The 13,920-nt window shown below is 62.9% G+C and carries 11 protein-coding genes; 3 read left to right on the forward strand and 8 right to left on the reverse strand.

The window, feature by feature from the left end; translation table 11 throughout:
• Positions 1-101 precede the first annotated feature (101 nt).
• From H6718_08800 to H6718_08810, 3 genes are all read right to left on the reverse strand, one after another.
• The gene (locus H6718_08800) at positions 102-608 is read right to left on the reverse strand and encodes a CarD family transcriptional regulator (protein MCB9585483.1); all 507 of its coding nucleotides are present in this window, start codon (positions 606-608) and stop codon (positions 102-104) included.
• Positions 609-1,996: 1,388 nt separating this feature from the next.
• Positions 1,997-2,920, reverse strand: a complete 924-nt coding sequence (locus H6718_08805; GenBank protein MCB9585484.1) for a Ppx/GppA family phosphatase — start codon at positions 2,918-2,920, stop codon at positions 1,997-1,999.
• Positions 2,921-2,942: 22 nt separating this feature from the next.
• On the reverse strand, positions 2,943-3,719 hold the full coding sequence (locus tag H6718_08810) for an OmpA family protein (GenBank protein ID MCB9585485.1): 777 nt from the start codon (positions 3,717-3,719) through the stop codon (positions 2,943-2,945).
• Between the two features lie 385 nt (positions 3,720-4,104).
• Between H6718_08810 and H6718_08815 the strand changes: the two genes are divergently transcribed.
• Positions 4,105-4,392 carry a hypothetical protein gene (locus H6718_08815; GenBank protein ID MCB9585486.1) on the forward strand — a complete coding sequence of 96 codons (288 nt, stop codon included), beginning with the start codon at positions 4,105-4,107 and terminating at the stop codon, positions 4,390-4,392.
• A 620-nt stretch (positions 4,393-5,012) separates the two neighbouring features.
• On the opposite strand, the gene H6718_08820 is transcribed toward H6718_08815, so the two are convergent.
• The 5 genes from H6718_08820 to H6718_08840 all read right to left on the reverse strand — a co-directional run bounded on the left by H6718_08820 (position 5,013) and on the right by H6718_08840 (position 11,121).
• Positions 5,013-6,599, reverse strand: coding sequence for a hypothetical protein (locus tag H6718_08820; GenBank protein ID MCB9585487.1), 1,587 nt, complete (start codon positions 6,597-6,599; stop codon positions 5,013-5,015).
• Positions 6,600-6,673: 74 nt separating this feature from the next.
• Positions 6,674-9,250 (reverse strand): MMPL family transporter, encoded by a 2,577-nt coding sequence (locus tag H6718_08825; protein MCB9585488.1) that lies wholly within the window; start codon positions 9,248-9,250, stop codon positions 6,674-6,676.
• 334 nt (positions 9,251-9,584) lie between these two features.
• Entirely contained in the window at positions 9,585-10,238 is a 654-nt protein-coding gene (locus tag H6718_08830; GenBank protein MCB9585489.1) for an AgmX/PglI C-terminal domain-containing protein, read from the reverse strand.
• A gap of 33 nt (positions 10,239-10,271) precedes the next feature.
• The gene (locus H6718_08835) at positions 10,272-10,817 is read right to left on the reverse strand and encodes an HNH endonuclease (GenBank protein MCB9585490.1); all 546 of its coding nucleotides are present in this window, start codon (positions 10,815-10,817) and stop codon (positions 10,272-10,274) included.
• Between the two features lie 133 nt (positions 10,818-10,950).
• On the reverse strand, positions 10,951-11,121 hold the full coding sequence (locus tag H6718_08840) for a hypothetical protein (protein MCB9585491.1): 171 nt from the start codon (positions 11,119-11,121) through the stop codon (positions 10,951-10,953).
• A gap of 360 nt (positions 11,122-11,481) precedes the next feature.
• Between H6718_08840 and H6718_08845 the strand changes: the two genes are divergently transcribed.
• Together H6718_08845 and coaD are read left to right on the forward strand one after the other, a co-directional pair.
• Positions 11,482-12,915, forward strand: a complete 1,434-nt coding sequence (locus H6718_08845) for a hypothetical protein (GenBank protein MCB9585492.1) — start codon at positions 11,482-11,484, stop codon at positions 12,913-12,915.
• 91 nt (positions 12,916-13,006) lie between these two features.
• Positions 13,007-13,492 (forward strand): pantetheine-phosphate adenylyltransferase, encoded by a 486-nt coding sequence (gene coaD, locus H6718_08850; protein ID MCB9585493.1) that lies wholly within the window; start codon positions 13,007-13,009, stop codon positions 13,490-13,492.
• The last annotated feature ends 428 nt before the right edge of the window (positions 13,493-13,920 follow it).

The raw sequence follows: 13,920 nt of genomic DNA on the forward strand, positions 1-13,920 counted from the left end.
TGCGGAATATTGGCTCGCGTTGGAGCGACGACACATGCGGCCCACAAAAAGCAACGAGGCGCGACCTTGCGGCCGCGCCTCTCGTCGCGTCTTGAAAGGGATCAGTTGGAGAAGAAGATCGCTTCGATCTCCGTCTTCACATCCTCTTCGGTCTGCTTGCGCGCGATTGCGATCTCCTTGACGATCAACGAACGCGCGGTGTCCAGCATGCGACGCTCGCCGAAGGAGAGCTGCTTGTTCGCCTTCAACCGGTACAGGTCACGCAAGACCTCGGCGACATCGTAGATGGAGCCAGTCTTGATCTTGTCCATGAACCCGCGATAGCGGCGATTCCAAGTCTGGGTGTCGAAGCCAATCGTGCGTTCCTTCAGGATGTCGAAGATCTCGCGGATCTCCTGCTCGCTGATCACCTGGCGCAGGCCCACGGCGTCCGCGTTGGAGACGGGAACCATGATCTTGCGGTCGGTATCGAGAATCCGAAGCACGTAGAAGCGTTGCCGCTGCCCTGCGATGTCCTTCTCGTCAATGCTGATGACCTCCGCCACGCCCTGAGCGGGGTAGACGGCCTTGTCACCGATCTTGAACTCAACTTCGGGGCTTGCCTGCATGTCGTCTCCTGTCGCGGGCCGAGGGTCAGTGATTTCGATTGAAGTCTCAGACCCGGCCAATGTTGTTTCGTAGAGTTGCTGCTCGCGCTGTTGGCGTTTGCCCTGCATCGCTCATGGCTTGCTCGGGCTCTGTGCTCGCTCTGCGTAGGTTGCTTTGCTTGCTATCGCTTTGGCGCGGGCTGCTCAGCCACTGGTGCTTGGCGCTCAACGGCTGGGCACGGGAATCATTCCCTGTGGTTTTTCTGTTTTCTGAACACTTGGTGGAATTGGGAGTGATTGAACTCCGCTTGTCTCCGCCAAACGCTCTAGTTGAGAAACGCCGTACGGCTCTGACTGCCGCCTCCAACGTTTCTTCGATTCAGTGTTTACGCGACCCAACGGTTGGGAGTCCGAACCGTCTGAGACGCTTTAATTTTCCTCGATTTCATTCGTGCTCTGACTCACGCCAGAACCATGGAACAGCCGAAAGCCCGCTGACACCGCGCCAGCGAGCTCACGCTGAACTAAGACTCAAGAGGTCAAGAACCCAGTGATTCCCTTGGCGCAGACCTGAAAGCTCGGAGAGCTATCAGCCGCGCTCGACCGAGCCGTGAAGGCCCTGGTTCCGGGGCTGCCGCTCGGAGATGCTGAGCGGCTCGCTGCGGAGGTCTGCTGGAAGGCGCTGTGGGAGCGCTCGCTGGGGTTGATTCCTCGTTTTTGCATCCGTGCTCGTTGTTTGAATCCAGGCGCCGTCGTTGCCTTGTGACGGGTCCACCTCTTGAATCGCCGGGTCCGTCGTGGAGCGAGTAAACCGGGGTGGAACTCTGACCTGGCGCCGTTCGGCTGACTGACTCTGCGAACCTGCGCCTGATGACGCTGCGCCTATTTGAACTTTGCGCTATTCGAACTCTCCGCCTGATAATTGCAGATGCCTGGAGCGCTCTCGGAGCGCGTACTGTTTCGGCGTTGTTTCGCGCTCTGCAGCGTGAACACGTCGCGCCCTCGTTGGCGCGAACAGACAATTATGACAGATCTGAGCGCCGGTGCTTGGTGCTCTCTGGCGGCGTCATGAACCAAGGGGTAGAGGTCCGCCAGGCGCGCCACTCTAGTCAGACGCGCCTAACTCGTCAAGAAATCGTAGCAGAAACTTGCTCGAGCGCTCGTGGAGGGGCTATTCCTGCGCGTTTTCGCGGACTTCTCGCGCGTTGAGCGGTCAGCGGGGTGGCGCGACTGAACACTCTGCGCGTGGCGCGGAAGCTGTCCAGCGACGGATGTCCAGTGCTCACCAGTAGCCGCTCGAGCCGCACCTTCGGGGGGCCTGTACGCTGGCCGCGACCGTGCATCGGGCGTTGATAGCCTCGTATTCACGCGGAAACAATGCGGAGCGTTGCCGTGGGGCAACGAGCGGGTCAGCTGCCGAGCAGTTGCTCGAGGATGCCCCAGCGCACTCCGCGATCCGAGACCGTGAGATGTTGCGCGCCGGCCCACGTCAGAACACCCAGCGCTATTTGCGCGCCGGCGGCGATTACATCCGCGCGCTTCGGCTCGAGACCGGGCAGCTCGCGCCGCGCCGCGACCGGCAACGCCGCGAGGCTGCTGCAGAGTTCCTGCACCTGCTCGAGGCTCAGCTCCGCGCCATGGACTCGGGTCGAGTCGTAGCTGGTCAGGCGCTGGTGTACGGCGCACAGGGTCGTGAGCGTGCCGGCGACACCAATCAGATGCGCTTGTGGGATTGGCGGCGGGACCTTTGCGAGTTCGCTCGCGATGTCCGCTTGGAGGCTCGCGAGCTCTTCTTGCGTCGGGGGGTCCGTGGGCAAGTGACGCTCGGTGAGACGCACCGAACCGATGTTCAAGCTGACCGCAGCATGCATCTTGCCAGCGGTGGCTTGGATGATCTCGGTGCTTCCACCGCCGATGTCGAAGACGACCACCGGCTCTTCGTTGACCGGCAGTCCGCTCAGCGCTCCACGGTAGGTCAGCTGCGCCTCTTCGTCGCCGCTGATCACCTCTGGTGTTACCCCAAGGAGCTGAGCGGCGCGCTCACGGAAGTCCTCACCCCCGGCCGCGTCGCGCATGGCACTGGTGCCCACAACCCGTAGCCGTGGGGAACCAAAGTCCCGCAGCAGGTCGGCGTAGTCCGCTAGGCACGCGAGGTTGCGTTCGACCGCTTCGGGGGCGAGCGTGCGCGTTTTGTCTACGCCTTGACCAAGGCGCGTGATGGTGGCCCGCTCGAGCAGCGGAACCAGCCTGTTTTCAGCGCGTTCGGCGATCGCAAGCAACACCGAGTTGGTGCCGATGTCGATCGCCGCAGCGCGCTGTTGGTCTTGCTTCAAGGGGATTGGAGTCCCGCCCCGCTCACTTCGCGAGGCTGTTCAAGTTGAGCATCTCTTCGACGTCAGGCAGCACCACGAGTTCGACGCGACGGTTCTTTGCGCGGCCCTCGTCGGTGTCGTTGCTCGCGACCGGATCGGTGTCCGCGTAACCAGCGGCACTCCAGTGGGAGGCGTCCAGCCCACCACCCTTGTCCTCCGAATCCGTGAGGAACACGAGGACTGAGCGAGCGCGCATTGCGGAGAGGCCCCAGTTGTCTTTGAAGAAGCCGCCCTTGAGTGGTGCGGAGTCGGTGTGACCGGCGACCTGGAACTCGCGCTTGGAGAGCTCGGAGTCAGTCCTGATGACTTCGGCAACCTGTTTCAGGATGGAAATGCCTTCCTTCTTCAAGCTGTCCTTGCCGGAGTCGAAGAGCACGTCGCCAGGCAACTGGATCAACATGCGGTTGTCTCGCACCTCCACCTTCAACCCAAGCTGAGTGAGCTTCTTGAGTCGGTCGCGCAGGTTCTCGAAGCGCTGACGGATTTGATCGAGCTGCTCCGCGCGGCGCTTGTACTCCTCTAGCGCCTTCATGTTTTCTTTCAGCGAGGCGCTGAGGTTGTCGAGGTTCACACCGCGCTCGCGCAGTTGCTTCTTCAACGCGTCGACTTCAGCGACCGCGTCGGAGTGATCCTGTTCGCACTTCTTGTGTGCCGTGCGCTGCGCGGCGAGTTGGTTACGCGCGGCTTCGAGCTCGCGTACTTTTTGGTCCCACTCGTCCTGGCTGTACCCGCACGCCGAAGAAAAAAATCCGGCGCCCATCAGGGAAAAAATCAGCAGCTGGCGAGGGCGAAATTTCGGGGTCGTGAAAGACATGCAGAGGGGTCCTCAGAGGGGGTGGGTCGCTGGGCTTAGCGCTCTGGTGTGCGGCGCGTCAAGCATGCGTGTTGAAAGAACTTTTTGACGTCAACGCGGGGCGATTTCCTACCCCCTGAACAGCCGCCACAGGGTGCGTTTGGAGGGGTCTGAACAGGTGCTCGGTCCGCACTCGTTGCGTGGTCACCACCCCATGTTTCCAAGGCTCGCGCAACCCCTCCCTGAAAGTTTTTCGTTGACACATCACAATAGGTGGCAATATACGTCGTGCAACATACCTCGGGATTAGTTCATTCGGTGCTGATCCCTGGTTCGTTCGTAGGAGGCACAAATGGCCGCAAAGAAGACCAAGACCAAGGCAAAGACCAGCGCTCCCGCCGCAGCCCCCAAGGTTGCCAAGAAGCGCACCGCGAAGAAGGCAGCCAAGAAGGCGGGCAAGAAGAAGGCCGCCAAGAAGGCGGGCAAGAAGAAGGCCGCTAAGAAGGCTGCGAAGAAGGTTGCCAAGAAGGCGCCCGCGAAGAAGGCGGCGAAGAAGGCAGCCAAGAAGGTTGCGAAGAAGGTCGCCAAGAAGGCGCCCAAGCGTAAGGCTGCCAAGCGCAAGGCCGCCAAGAAGGCCTGAGTCGACTGCTGAAGTGCCTCTGACCGCGTCCTGAGACAGCGCCTTCCTGGGTGGCTGGAATCGGGCCTGAGCCGAGAGCCTCCATTGGGAGTTCAGAGCCGGGCCTTCAGGACGCGGGACGAGTCAACCTTCGACGAAGCGACTTCGGTCGCCCGTCGAGTTCAATGATCGGATCTTCCGGTCGGCGAACGCAGAAGCTCAAACGCACCGTCCTTTGGAGGGTGCCTGATAGCCTGACATCAGCTGGGTCAGGCGCCTCGCGAGCTAGGCCCTGCGCGAGGTGAATCCTTGGGCCTTACTTTCCGTGCGGTTGGCGGACTGCACAGAGGGGTGATCGTCAGCCAAAGGCGCGTCATTCGCGCTTGGCGACACAGGGGTTGGCAGTCTCTCTGCGAGAGGCGCGTGGTTCGCTTGCGTTCCGCACCCAGTCCTCATGTGTTTGGAACCGGTTGTGCGTTCCTTCAGCAGTTACTGCCGCGCGGAATAAGCTTCGCGTGAGCTGCTGAGGCGAAACAGTGCTCCGGTTCTTGGCGTTTTGTTGCGCCGGGCGTCCGTTGTCCAACCCCTCCCCGCGGCGGGTTTGGGGGTGAGGGTCGCGCTGTGAGATGCCCCGCCGACGCTCAGTCGCCGAGGTACAGCTTCAACGCTGAAGCTGCCGCGCGTCGGTCGAACGAAACGCCATCCAGCGCATCGCGCTTCGAGATGTCGTCGAACAGCTTCAACAAGAAGCCGTGGAACGCCATGCACTCGTCGATCGCGGCTTCCAAGCGCTGCGGGTCAACGAGGTCCGTATCCTCCAGCCGACCCATGGCCTGCATGAACGCATCAAAGCGCGGGTAGTCGCTCGCGCGTAGCAGCGGGTAACCCATGGCGCGGAAGTAGGCGAGGAACTCTCGCACGTACTGGAAGTTGTAGACCGGTGCCCAGCGATCCTCGGCTGGTGAGTGCTGCGCCTTGGAGGAAAACGCGCGGACGATCTGGGCGAACATCCAGATATCTCGTCGCAACCGCTCGCTGGTTTCGCGCTGGGCGGCGCCGTCATCGAACACACCGTCGCCTTCCAGGCTCACGCCGAGGGCCTTGCCAAGGAAGAGGATGGCTCCGCGAATCGCGGGCCGCAGGTTGCTGATGCTTGCCGTCACCGCATCGCGTAGATCCGTGTCGTTCACCTGGGCATCAGGCGGCGGCAAGTCATGCTGGAATGCTCGGCGCATTTCCAGGCGGATATTCCCTGAGATGCCTTCGAGGGCGCTCTTGATGCCGAGCAGGCGATGCCCTGCAGCGCGCAGGTTATCCGAGCGCGCGGAGAGATCCGTGGCACGTACTCGGAACAGATCGCGCTCGAAGCTCTCGGCCAGCAGCGTGCCTGAACGACGCCTCAAGTAGTCCGACAACGCGCGCGCGTCACTTCGCAGGACGCTGAGCACTAGGTGGGTGCGGCCTGCGTAGCCGCGCCGTCGCGGCGCTGTGAGCAACGTACGCTCGAGCAGCCGCAGGTAGCGCAGCATGCGGAACAGGCTGAGGAACGTCAGCGCGACCAGGCGATGCGCTTCCTCACCCGGCACGCTGCGAATCAGGTCGAGCACCTGACGACTCTTGATGCGGTCGAACTCCGGGCGAAACTCGAGGGCGGTGAGCGGGTTGAAGAAGACGTTGCGCCCAACGTCACGCTGCACCGTGGAGAGCACGGAGTAGAACAGCCGAAAGGGAATGCGCGGGGCGCGCAGCAAGCCTTCGATGATCTCTTGCGTACTGGTGAGCGAGGTGCGCAACGAGACCAAGCTCTCTTCCGGAGTGTGCTGGTTCTCCCCTGTACGCATCAGGCGCGTGCGCATGGAATCCTCAGGGATCACTGTCTCGAGGTAGCGCTGAAAGACGAGTGTGCGGTCGCGGGAACCGAGCAGCTGTCGTTGCAGCTCGATGATGCGTTGCATGCCGTCGCGGAACAGCATCATCGGCTGGCGGAAGTCTTGCGCGACCACCGGCGCCCGGCGCGGAGGCCCTGGATGATTTCGCGGGTTTGCGAAGCAGGCGGCGCTCTTGAGCAAGATCTCGAGCTCGAAGAGCACGTCATCTTTGGCCTCGAGGGGCAGCGTCGAGAACCAGAAGTCGCGCTGGGCACGCTGTTCCCGGGGCAGGCCGCGGGTGCGCGTGAGCAGATCGTCGTAGGCGTCCGTGTCTGGCGCGGAGGGTGCCAGGCTGCGCATCGGAAGCAGCGAGTCGATCACTCCGCGAACCGTCTCAGGTTTCGCGCTGGTTGGCTAGCGCGCTTCGCAGGCGACTACTCCGCCACTGCGGCTTTGTCGGCGATTGCGGGCTTCGCGTTCGTTGGGTCCGCAGCGCGTTGACGGCTGGAGTCTCCAGAGCCGTCTTTACCCGCTCGCATGGTGCGCCATTTCAGCGCCGCTGGCAGGACCAGCACCGCGGCGGCGATGGTGGTGATTTCTCCAATGGCAGCCGCCAGGCCGAAGCTCTGCACCGCCCGGTTGATGCTGGTCAGCAGCACCAAGTAGCCCAGCGTGGTGGTGAGTGAACACAGCACGACCGCACCACCCGTCTCGATGAGCACGCGCTGCAGGTCGCGGTCGCCCATCAGCTCACGCCGCTTCATCACGTTGATGCAGTAGTCAGCGCCGACGCCGATACCGATCGGCAGCGAGACGAAGTTCAGGAAGTTCAGTTTGATGCCGAGCAGCGCCATCGTGCCTATCTGGTAGGCAACCCCACAGAGCAGCGTGATCAGGGTGGCCCAACCCGCGGCACGTCCACGGAACGCGATCAGAATCACCAGCACGGTACCGATCAGCGAGAGCAGTACCGCGATGGGGGCGTCTTCGCCGATGGCGATCAACATGTCGGCGAAGATGACCGAATCGCCGGAACCATGGATCACATCACCGCTCGGCAGCTTCACGTCGCGGTAGGAGTCCGCCCACAGCATCAAGTAGTGCGCGTCGTAGACGCTGCGCCCCTCCTTCGGGACGATGTAGACGACGCGTCCCCGTGCCCCGTCCTTCTCGGTGAATGGGCGTGCGACGAGCTCCGGTAGCTCTGCGATGCCGATCGCAGCGAGCTTCTCCGGCATGTTCTCTTCAATTGCCTTCCAGTCCTTGTCGCTGATGAAGCCGCGCTTGCGAGCACGCTCGAGCAGGTCTTTCGTCTCCTTGAGGAGCTTGAGCTTCTCTTGCTGTTTGTCCGGCAGTAGATCGTAGATGCTGACGATCTTCTCGAAGGGCTTCTTGTCAGGCGGTGCCTCACGGTAACGCTTGTTCAGCTCTTCAACCAGCGGCTGCACTTGGTCGATGCGATCGGTGACGATGGCCTTTCCGTCTTGGCCGAGGCGGCCCACGATCTTGTCGACGCGCACCGAGAGCAGACCCGCGGCGGTCGGCTGCGTTCGCTCATTGCGAACGTTGCTGAGGTCGTACTCCATCGGATCGTTGACGAAGTAACGCACCGAAAGGACCACGCAGATGACTCCGAGGGCGGAGCCTATGATCGCGATACTCTTGGGGAATTTGTTGACGGCCCAGGCGAAGGGAACACCGTATACGCCGCGTAGCTTGGTGCGCCACACGGCCTCCCGGTCGCTGTACATCGGCTTGATGCGCTCGCTGAGCACCAGGATGGAAGGCAGCACGAAGTAGGTCGCGACCCAGCACAGCGCCATCCCCAAGCCCGCGATGATGCCGAAGTGCTTGAAGCCGCGGAAATCCGTTGCCGCGAGGGAACCGTATGCGATGCCCGCGGCGAGGGAGGCGGCGAGGGTCGCGCGGTAGGTTTCGAGGTGACCCGTCAAGACGGCTTGCTCGACTGGCTGCTTCTCGTCGCGTCGCGCCTCCACATAGCGCGCCATGTAGATGATACCGAAGTTGATGCCGTTGCCCGCGATGATCGACGCCAAGAAGCCGGTGGCCATGTTCAGGTAGCCGACGCTCAGGTACGCGAACGCGAACGACCACACGCAGCCGATGGCGATCGTGATACCCATCGCCATTAGCGTGCGGAAACGCAAGAAGAACAGGAAGACGACGCCCAAAATCAGGCCAACGCCCCAGCCTCCAACGCTGATCAAGTCGTCGGTGATGGCCTTCTGTTGCTGCGCGCTGGTGATGAGATTCCCAGTGAAGTGGACCTCCGTGGCGGGGTCCCAGCTCTTCGGGTTGATGTCAGCAACGAGCGCTTCGATCTTTCGTTGCAGCTCGAACGCTTCCTGACTGCCGCTACCCAGGGGCGTGCGCACCAGGATGGCGCCGAGCTTGCCGTCTTCTCCGATGTAGTAGCCATCGACTCCAGGGCTCTTCTTGTTGGCTTCGTCGACCTTGCGCTGGAAGCGCTTCTTGAGCGCTTCAGCGCTCAAGTCGGGGACTTCGTCTTCACCAAAATCGAGGGCGGTGCCGGCGGCTTTTTGGACCTCCCAGTCGTAGCGCTCCTCCACGTCGTCGTGGATTTGCTGGATGTCCTTGAGGTCGGCGTAGAGCGCCTTGTTGTCTTCGAAGAACTTCCGCACGGCACGCGTGCCATCATCCACGCCAACCACGTAGTCTGCAGGCAGCGCGCGCAGCTTCGGGCTGAGTGCGTCGATGGTGCGCTTCAACGATTCCGTGCTGGAGCCGCTGATGACGACAGTGAGAGTGGAAGCCCCGGCCAGCTTCTCGTTCACGCGTCGCATTTCGACAACACTGGCTTTGTGATCGGGGAGCAGCTCCTTGAAGCTGCTCTTGAGGCTGAGCTTGCTGGCGAAGAAGCCGGCGGGTAGCAGCGTCAGGAGCGCCACGATCAGCACGATTCCAGGATGTTTTACCTGGATCGCTGCCAACCAGCGGTGCATGCGAGCAAGGACGTTCTGGTCGTTCATGGACTCTGGGAGCGGCCGCTCGCTGGCGGCCAAGTCTCGAGAAGTAAGGCAGTGAGGGCCGGTGCGGCCCGCTTGCGGCTACCTGTGCAGTGCACGTGCCAGCCCAACTCAAGCGACGCGCCGAGCAAGGCGTCGATGTAGGTGCTGCCTCTTACCCGGATCAGTGGGCGCTGTCGAACGTCAGGCTGAACGCCTTCGCGCTTTCACCCGTTCGTCGCGCGAGCCTCACCAATGATCCTGGTCGGTTTCCCCGCTCGAGGCGTCCTTGGGAGCCATTGCCACGCCGTGCGCTGGACCTCTCCCCCCAAAAATCCGTGGAACGCGAGGGAGCCGCTCAGGGAGCGAAGTTGAACGGGTAGTTCAGCTTGCTCTCCATGCCTTTCGGGTGCTCGCCGAACTCGAGCTTCTTCAGGGTGTTGGCGGCGCAATCGACGATCTTTGGGGTGAACAGGGTGGAGCGATCCTTGTTCATGGTCGCCTCCTTCACCTTGCCCTTCGGGGTGATCACCAGGCTCATGGTCAGGTCGCCTTTGAGTCCGGGAATTTCCTTCTGCACGGCCTCGTAGCAGCGCCGCACGCAGCCGCGATAAGTCTGCACGATCTTCTGCATGGTCTCGATGTCTCGAGGCTTGCCAGCTACGCCGGCGACTTCGGGTGCCTTCGAGCCGTCGCCCTCATCGAGGGGACACCAAGTGCGGCTCTTTCCGTCGGCGGGGTTCGTGCCTCCTGCTTGTGCTCCCTCACCACCTTCATCGCCACCAGTGCTGCCTTCAGCGCCGCCTGTGCTGCCTTCGTCACCACCCGCCGCGCTCCCGCTGGAGTCGCCCGCTTTGTTGCCCGTTGGTTCCCCAACCGTGGGCGGTGCGACCTCCGTGTTATCGGTGTCGCTGGGCGCTGTGCTGCGCAAGGTCGACGCCTCGCAGCCGAAGAGGATCACCCCAGTGAGCACGGAGGCAGTGAGCAAGTTGGTCCAGGCGCAGGTCCGCATGCGCTCGTTATATCACTCAGCTAGGAGAAACCCTCAGCCCGCTTGGAGAAACGGAGACCACTCGCTGTAGGGCTGCTTGGCGCTCAACAAGATGTGTTTGGTGGTTGACCAGCGCGGCTTGTTGGGGCGAGCCCTCAGGCGCATGCCCGCCTCCTCCGGGGTGCGATGACCCTTGACCAAATTGCAGCGCCGGCACGAAATCACCAGGTTTTCCCAGCTATCCGCGCCGCCACGGGAGCGGGGCAAGACATGGTCGACGTTGAGGTCCCGCAAGCAAGGCTTCACTCCGCAGTACTGGCAGGAGTGGTCGTCGCGCAGCAGCAGGTTCTTTCGCGTGAGGCGGATATCCACACGTGGATTGCGCTCATAGCGCAACAAGTGAAGCACCCGCGGTACCCGTAACCCACCGCTCACCGTCGGCACGATGTCGTCGACCAGCCGGGGCGCGAGCTGGCTCCACTCCGGGAAGGCGTACAGGTCGCCGCTCTCGTCCAGCGCGTGCGCAGCGCCACCGTACAAGAGCAAGATCGCTCGCCTGGCGGTGGTCAGACACACCGGCGCAAAGAAGCGATTCAGCACCAGCACCGGCAGGTTGAGCACGTTGCCATGCGTGCGCGGTCGCTCGCGATGGTCATCCAAAGCGGAGACTGTCGCCGGTTCCGCGCGGGAATGATTCTCAAGGGGCGCCGTGTCGATCGAACCCTTGAGGCGACTATTCTTCAGGCGAGTACGGCTCTTCGCTTTCGAAGAAGCCTTCCCCGAAGAGGCCGGCCTGGCCGAGACCGAAGGAGCAGACCGGCTGTTCGCCGGTTGTCTTGGTCCCTCCGCGTGTGCCGCGGAGCCCTTCCCCCGTTGCGTCCTCACGTTCCAGGGACTGTAGCACGGAAGCTTCGTTCAGTAGGTTCGCTTGAGTTTGCCTCATAGACGTCACACGAAGCCCGGCGGCGCGAACGATTCATTAGAAATTTCATGGAGTTGTCTTCCTGCGTTGAGCAACGTGTCGGGTTTGGGGGGGAGGAGCAGCTGCTTGGCCAATGCTGTGTGGCTCGACCGCCGTAGTCAGTCGGGCTATGCGAGGCGCCGATTGAGCCGGTTGGCGCTGATCCTCGTCCAACCGGAGCTACCTGGCGCACGTGTCCCTCGTCTTTCTTCGCGGCACGGCGCACCGGAGGACCCTTTGTTCGAAACATCCGCATCGTCCACTTCAGTCCCTGTTCGCTCGCCTCGCAGCGGACGCCAGCGCGTGTTGCGCGCCGTGACGGTACTGGGCGTCGGCCTGAGTTTGTTTGCTGCCGGTTGCACCCCGCTCGGCGCTGGTGAGGGCGAGGGGCCCGCGTGGCCGCCGCTCTCGAAGAAGTGGTACGACCGCGCCCTCGAGAGTTACCGCGCGGCAGACATCGAGGACGCCGAGACCTCCATCGACAACGCGCTTCGCATCACTCCCGAGAAGGAGGAGGTGAAGCTCCTGGGCGCGCGCGTCGCGCTCGCGAAGCTCGACTACGATCGCACCGTCAAGCTGCTGAACGGCGTCGACTCTCAAGACGCGCGCAGCATCCGTGGTCGTGCGCTCTGGTACTCGGGCAACATCGACAAAGCCGCTGACGAGCTCGAGGCGCTGCTCGCTGATCCCAACGTGCGCGACGAGTGGGCGGAGAACGTCGCGAAGCTCGCCCGTCGTGGCGGTGGTCGGTCGCCGTTCACGCTGTCCGGCTTGCTCGGCTACGGCGAGATGCCGCGCATCAGCGCCAGCAACATGAGCCTGGTGATCCCCGTCGAAGTAAACGGTGAAGAAGCGCTGGGCCTGGTGCACACCGGCTACGCCGAGACTGTGGTCGACGGGGCCGGCGATCCAACTTGGATTTCCCTGCGCTTCGGTGACTCACGGCAGCCCGGCGCGTCCCACCTCGAGGTGAAGGACGTTCCCGCCATCACGAAGGACCTTTCGGGTCTGTCGCGGGGCCTCAACGCTCCGATCAAGGTGTTGCTCGGCGTGAACCTGCTGCGGCACCTGCACCCGACCTTCGACTTCGAGGGTGGACAGTTCGTCGTGCGCAGCTTCGAGCCGCCGCCTCCTCCCGCCGCTACGACGGTGCACGTGAACTACGTGCGCGGCGGTGGCATGGTGCTGCGGAGCGCCCTCGGTCGCGACGCCAAGGCACCTCAAGTGGCGCTGTTCGTCGACACCTCGATGAACTTCCCCTTCGCCTTTGCGGATCCGGGCTGGAAGAAGGCGGGTGTTGCGCTGGCCAGTCTGCAACCCGTACCCGGCGCGCCGCAGCTGAAAGCCGGCGTGATCCCGTACATGCAGATCGGCGCCTTCGAGCTGCCCAAGGTTGAAGCCGTGCACCTCGAAGATGCGCCGAAAGATCTCGAGATCGAGATCGACGGAACCATCGGCGCGCCGCTCCTGGCGGCGTTCCGTGTCACGCTGTTCGACGGCGGCCGCTCGATGTGGCTCGAGGACACCACTCAGCTGCGCGACGGCAGTCACCCGGCACCTCCGGACGAGGCGCCGGACACCGAGCTGCCGGCCCCTGGAGATGTGCCGGTGGTCCCCCAGGCGCCTGGGATGAAAGCGCCTCAGCTCGCACCACCGGATGTCGCGGCGCCAGCCGACGACGACGAGAAGCCAAGCAAGCCGCCAGGCGCTGCGAAGCCGCCGGCGAAGAAGAAGTAGCTCAAGCGGCAGTCTCTCGAGCTCACGCGATCGCGGATGGCGTGAGCTGACGAGTGAGGTGCGTGTGGCGGGCGTGCTATAAGGCCCGCCCATGAACCGGGCCCAGCTTGCGATCTACGCCGGAAGCTTCGATCCGCCGACGAACGGGCACCTGGATCTGGTGGAGCGCGCTTCCAAGCTCTTCCCAGAGGTGATTGTTGCTCTGGGCATCCACCCGACGCGGAAAGCGCTGTTTTCTGTGGAGGAGCGCATCGGCTTACTCGAGCAGGTTTGCAAGCCATTCGACAACGTGCGGGTCAGCTCCTTCGAGGGCCTGCTGGTCGACTACGGGAAGTCCGTCGGCGCGCGTGTCATCGTTCGCGGTCTCCGTGCGGCAACGGACTTCGAGTATGAGCTGCAGATCGCGCACGCCAACGCTGATTTACGCCCGGAAATTGATACGGTGTTCCTGCCTACGCGCGCGAACTACGGATTCATCTCCGCGTCCCTGGTGCGAGAGATCGCGAGCCACGGCGGCGATGTGAGCCGCTACGCACCACCCGCGGTGTGCGACGCGCTCTCCAAGAAGTTCGCCTGAGCTCCTTTTCTTTCGTTCGACGCGCAGGGGCCGCCGCTTTGAAGTTTAGGGGAACCGCCAAGGCCGCCAAGGACGCCAAGATTTCTTGGAATGCGCCCTAAGTCACCCGAAGGCGATGTCTTAGCGCTGCGACACGCTTGCCCCTCTCACGGCTCGTTTCGCCTCGATACATTTCCTTGCGGTACTAAGAGCGCGAGCCCCAACCCTTGGCGCCCTTGGCGTCCTTGGCGGTCAATCCGCCGATGAGGATGACGCTCGGGTCCGCGAGAGTAGCCACGCGGGTTGCGGGCTGGATCGGGTCTCGATTTGGGGAGGGAACCGCCAAGGGCGCCAAGATTTTTTGGAATGCGCCCCAAGCTACCGACAGGCGATTTCCTAGCGCTGGGACACGCTAGGCTTCATTTTGCCCATCTGTGTTTCCTTGCGGC

The organism is Polyangiaceae bacterium (genome assembly GCA_020633205.1).
Taxonomy (GTDB): Bacteria; Myxococcota_A; Polyangia; order Polyangiales; family Polyangiaceae; genus JAHBVY01.

Bases quoted from the DNA above. Each gene is read 5' to 3' on its own strand.
- H6718_08830 (MCB9585489.1), bottom strand. From the start codon at position 10,238: ATGCGGACCTGCGCCTGGACCAACTTGCTCACTGCCTCCGTGCTCACT.
- H6718_08800 (MCB9585483.1), bottom strand. From the start codon at position 608: ATGCAGGCAAGCCCCGAAGTTGAGTTCAAGATCGGTGACAAGGCCGTC.
- H6718_08810 (MCB9585485.1), bottom strand. From the start codon at position 3,719: ATGGGCGCCGGATTTTTTTCTTCGGCGTGCGGGTACAGCCAGGACGAG.
- coaD (MCB9585493.1), top strand. From the start codon at position 13,007: ATGAACCGGGCCCAGCTTGCGATCTACGCCGGAAGCTTCGATCCGCCG.
- H6718_08825 (MCB9585488.1), bottom strand. From the start codon at position 9,250: ATGAACGACCAGAACGTCCTTGCTCGCATGCACCGCTGGTTGGCAGCG.
- H6718_08815 (MCB9585486.1), top strand. From the start codon at position 4,105: ATGGCCGCAAAGAAGACCAAGACCAAGGCAAAGACCAGCGCTCCCGCC.
- H6718_08820 (MCB9585487.1), bottom strand. From the start codon at position 6,599: ATGCGCAGCCTGGCACCCTCCGCGCCAGACACGGACGCCTACGACGAT.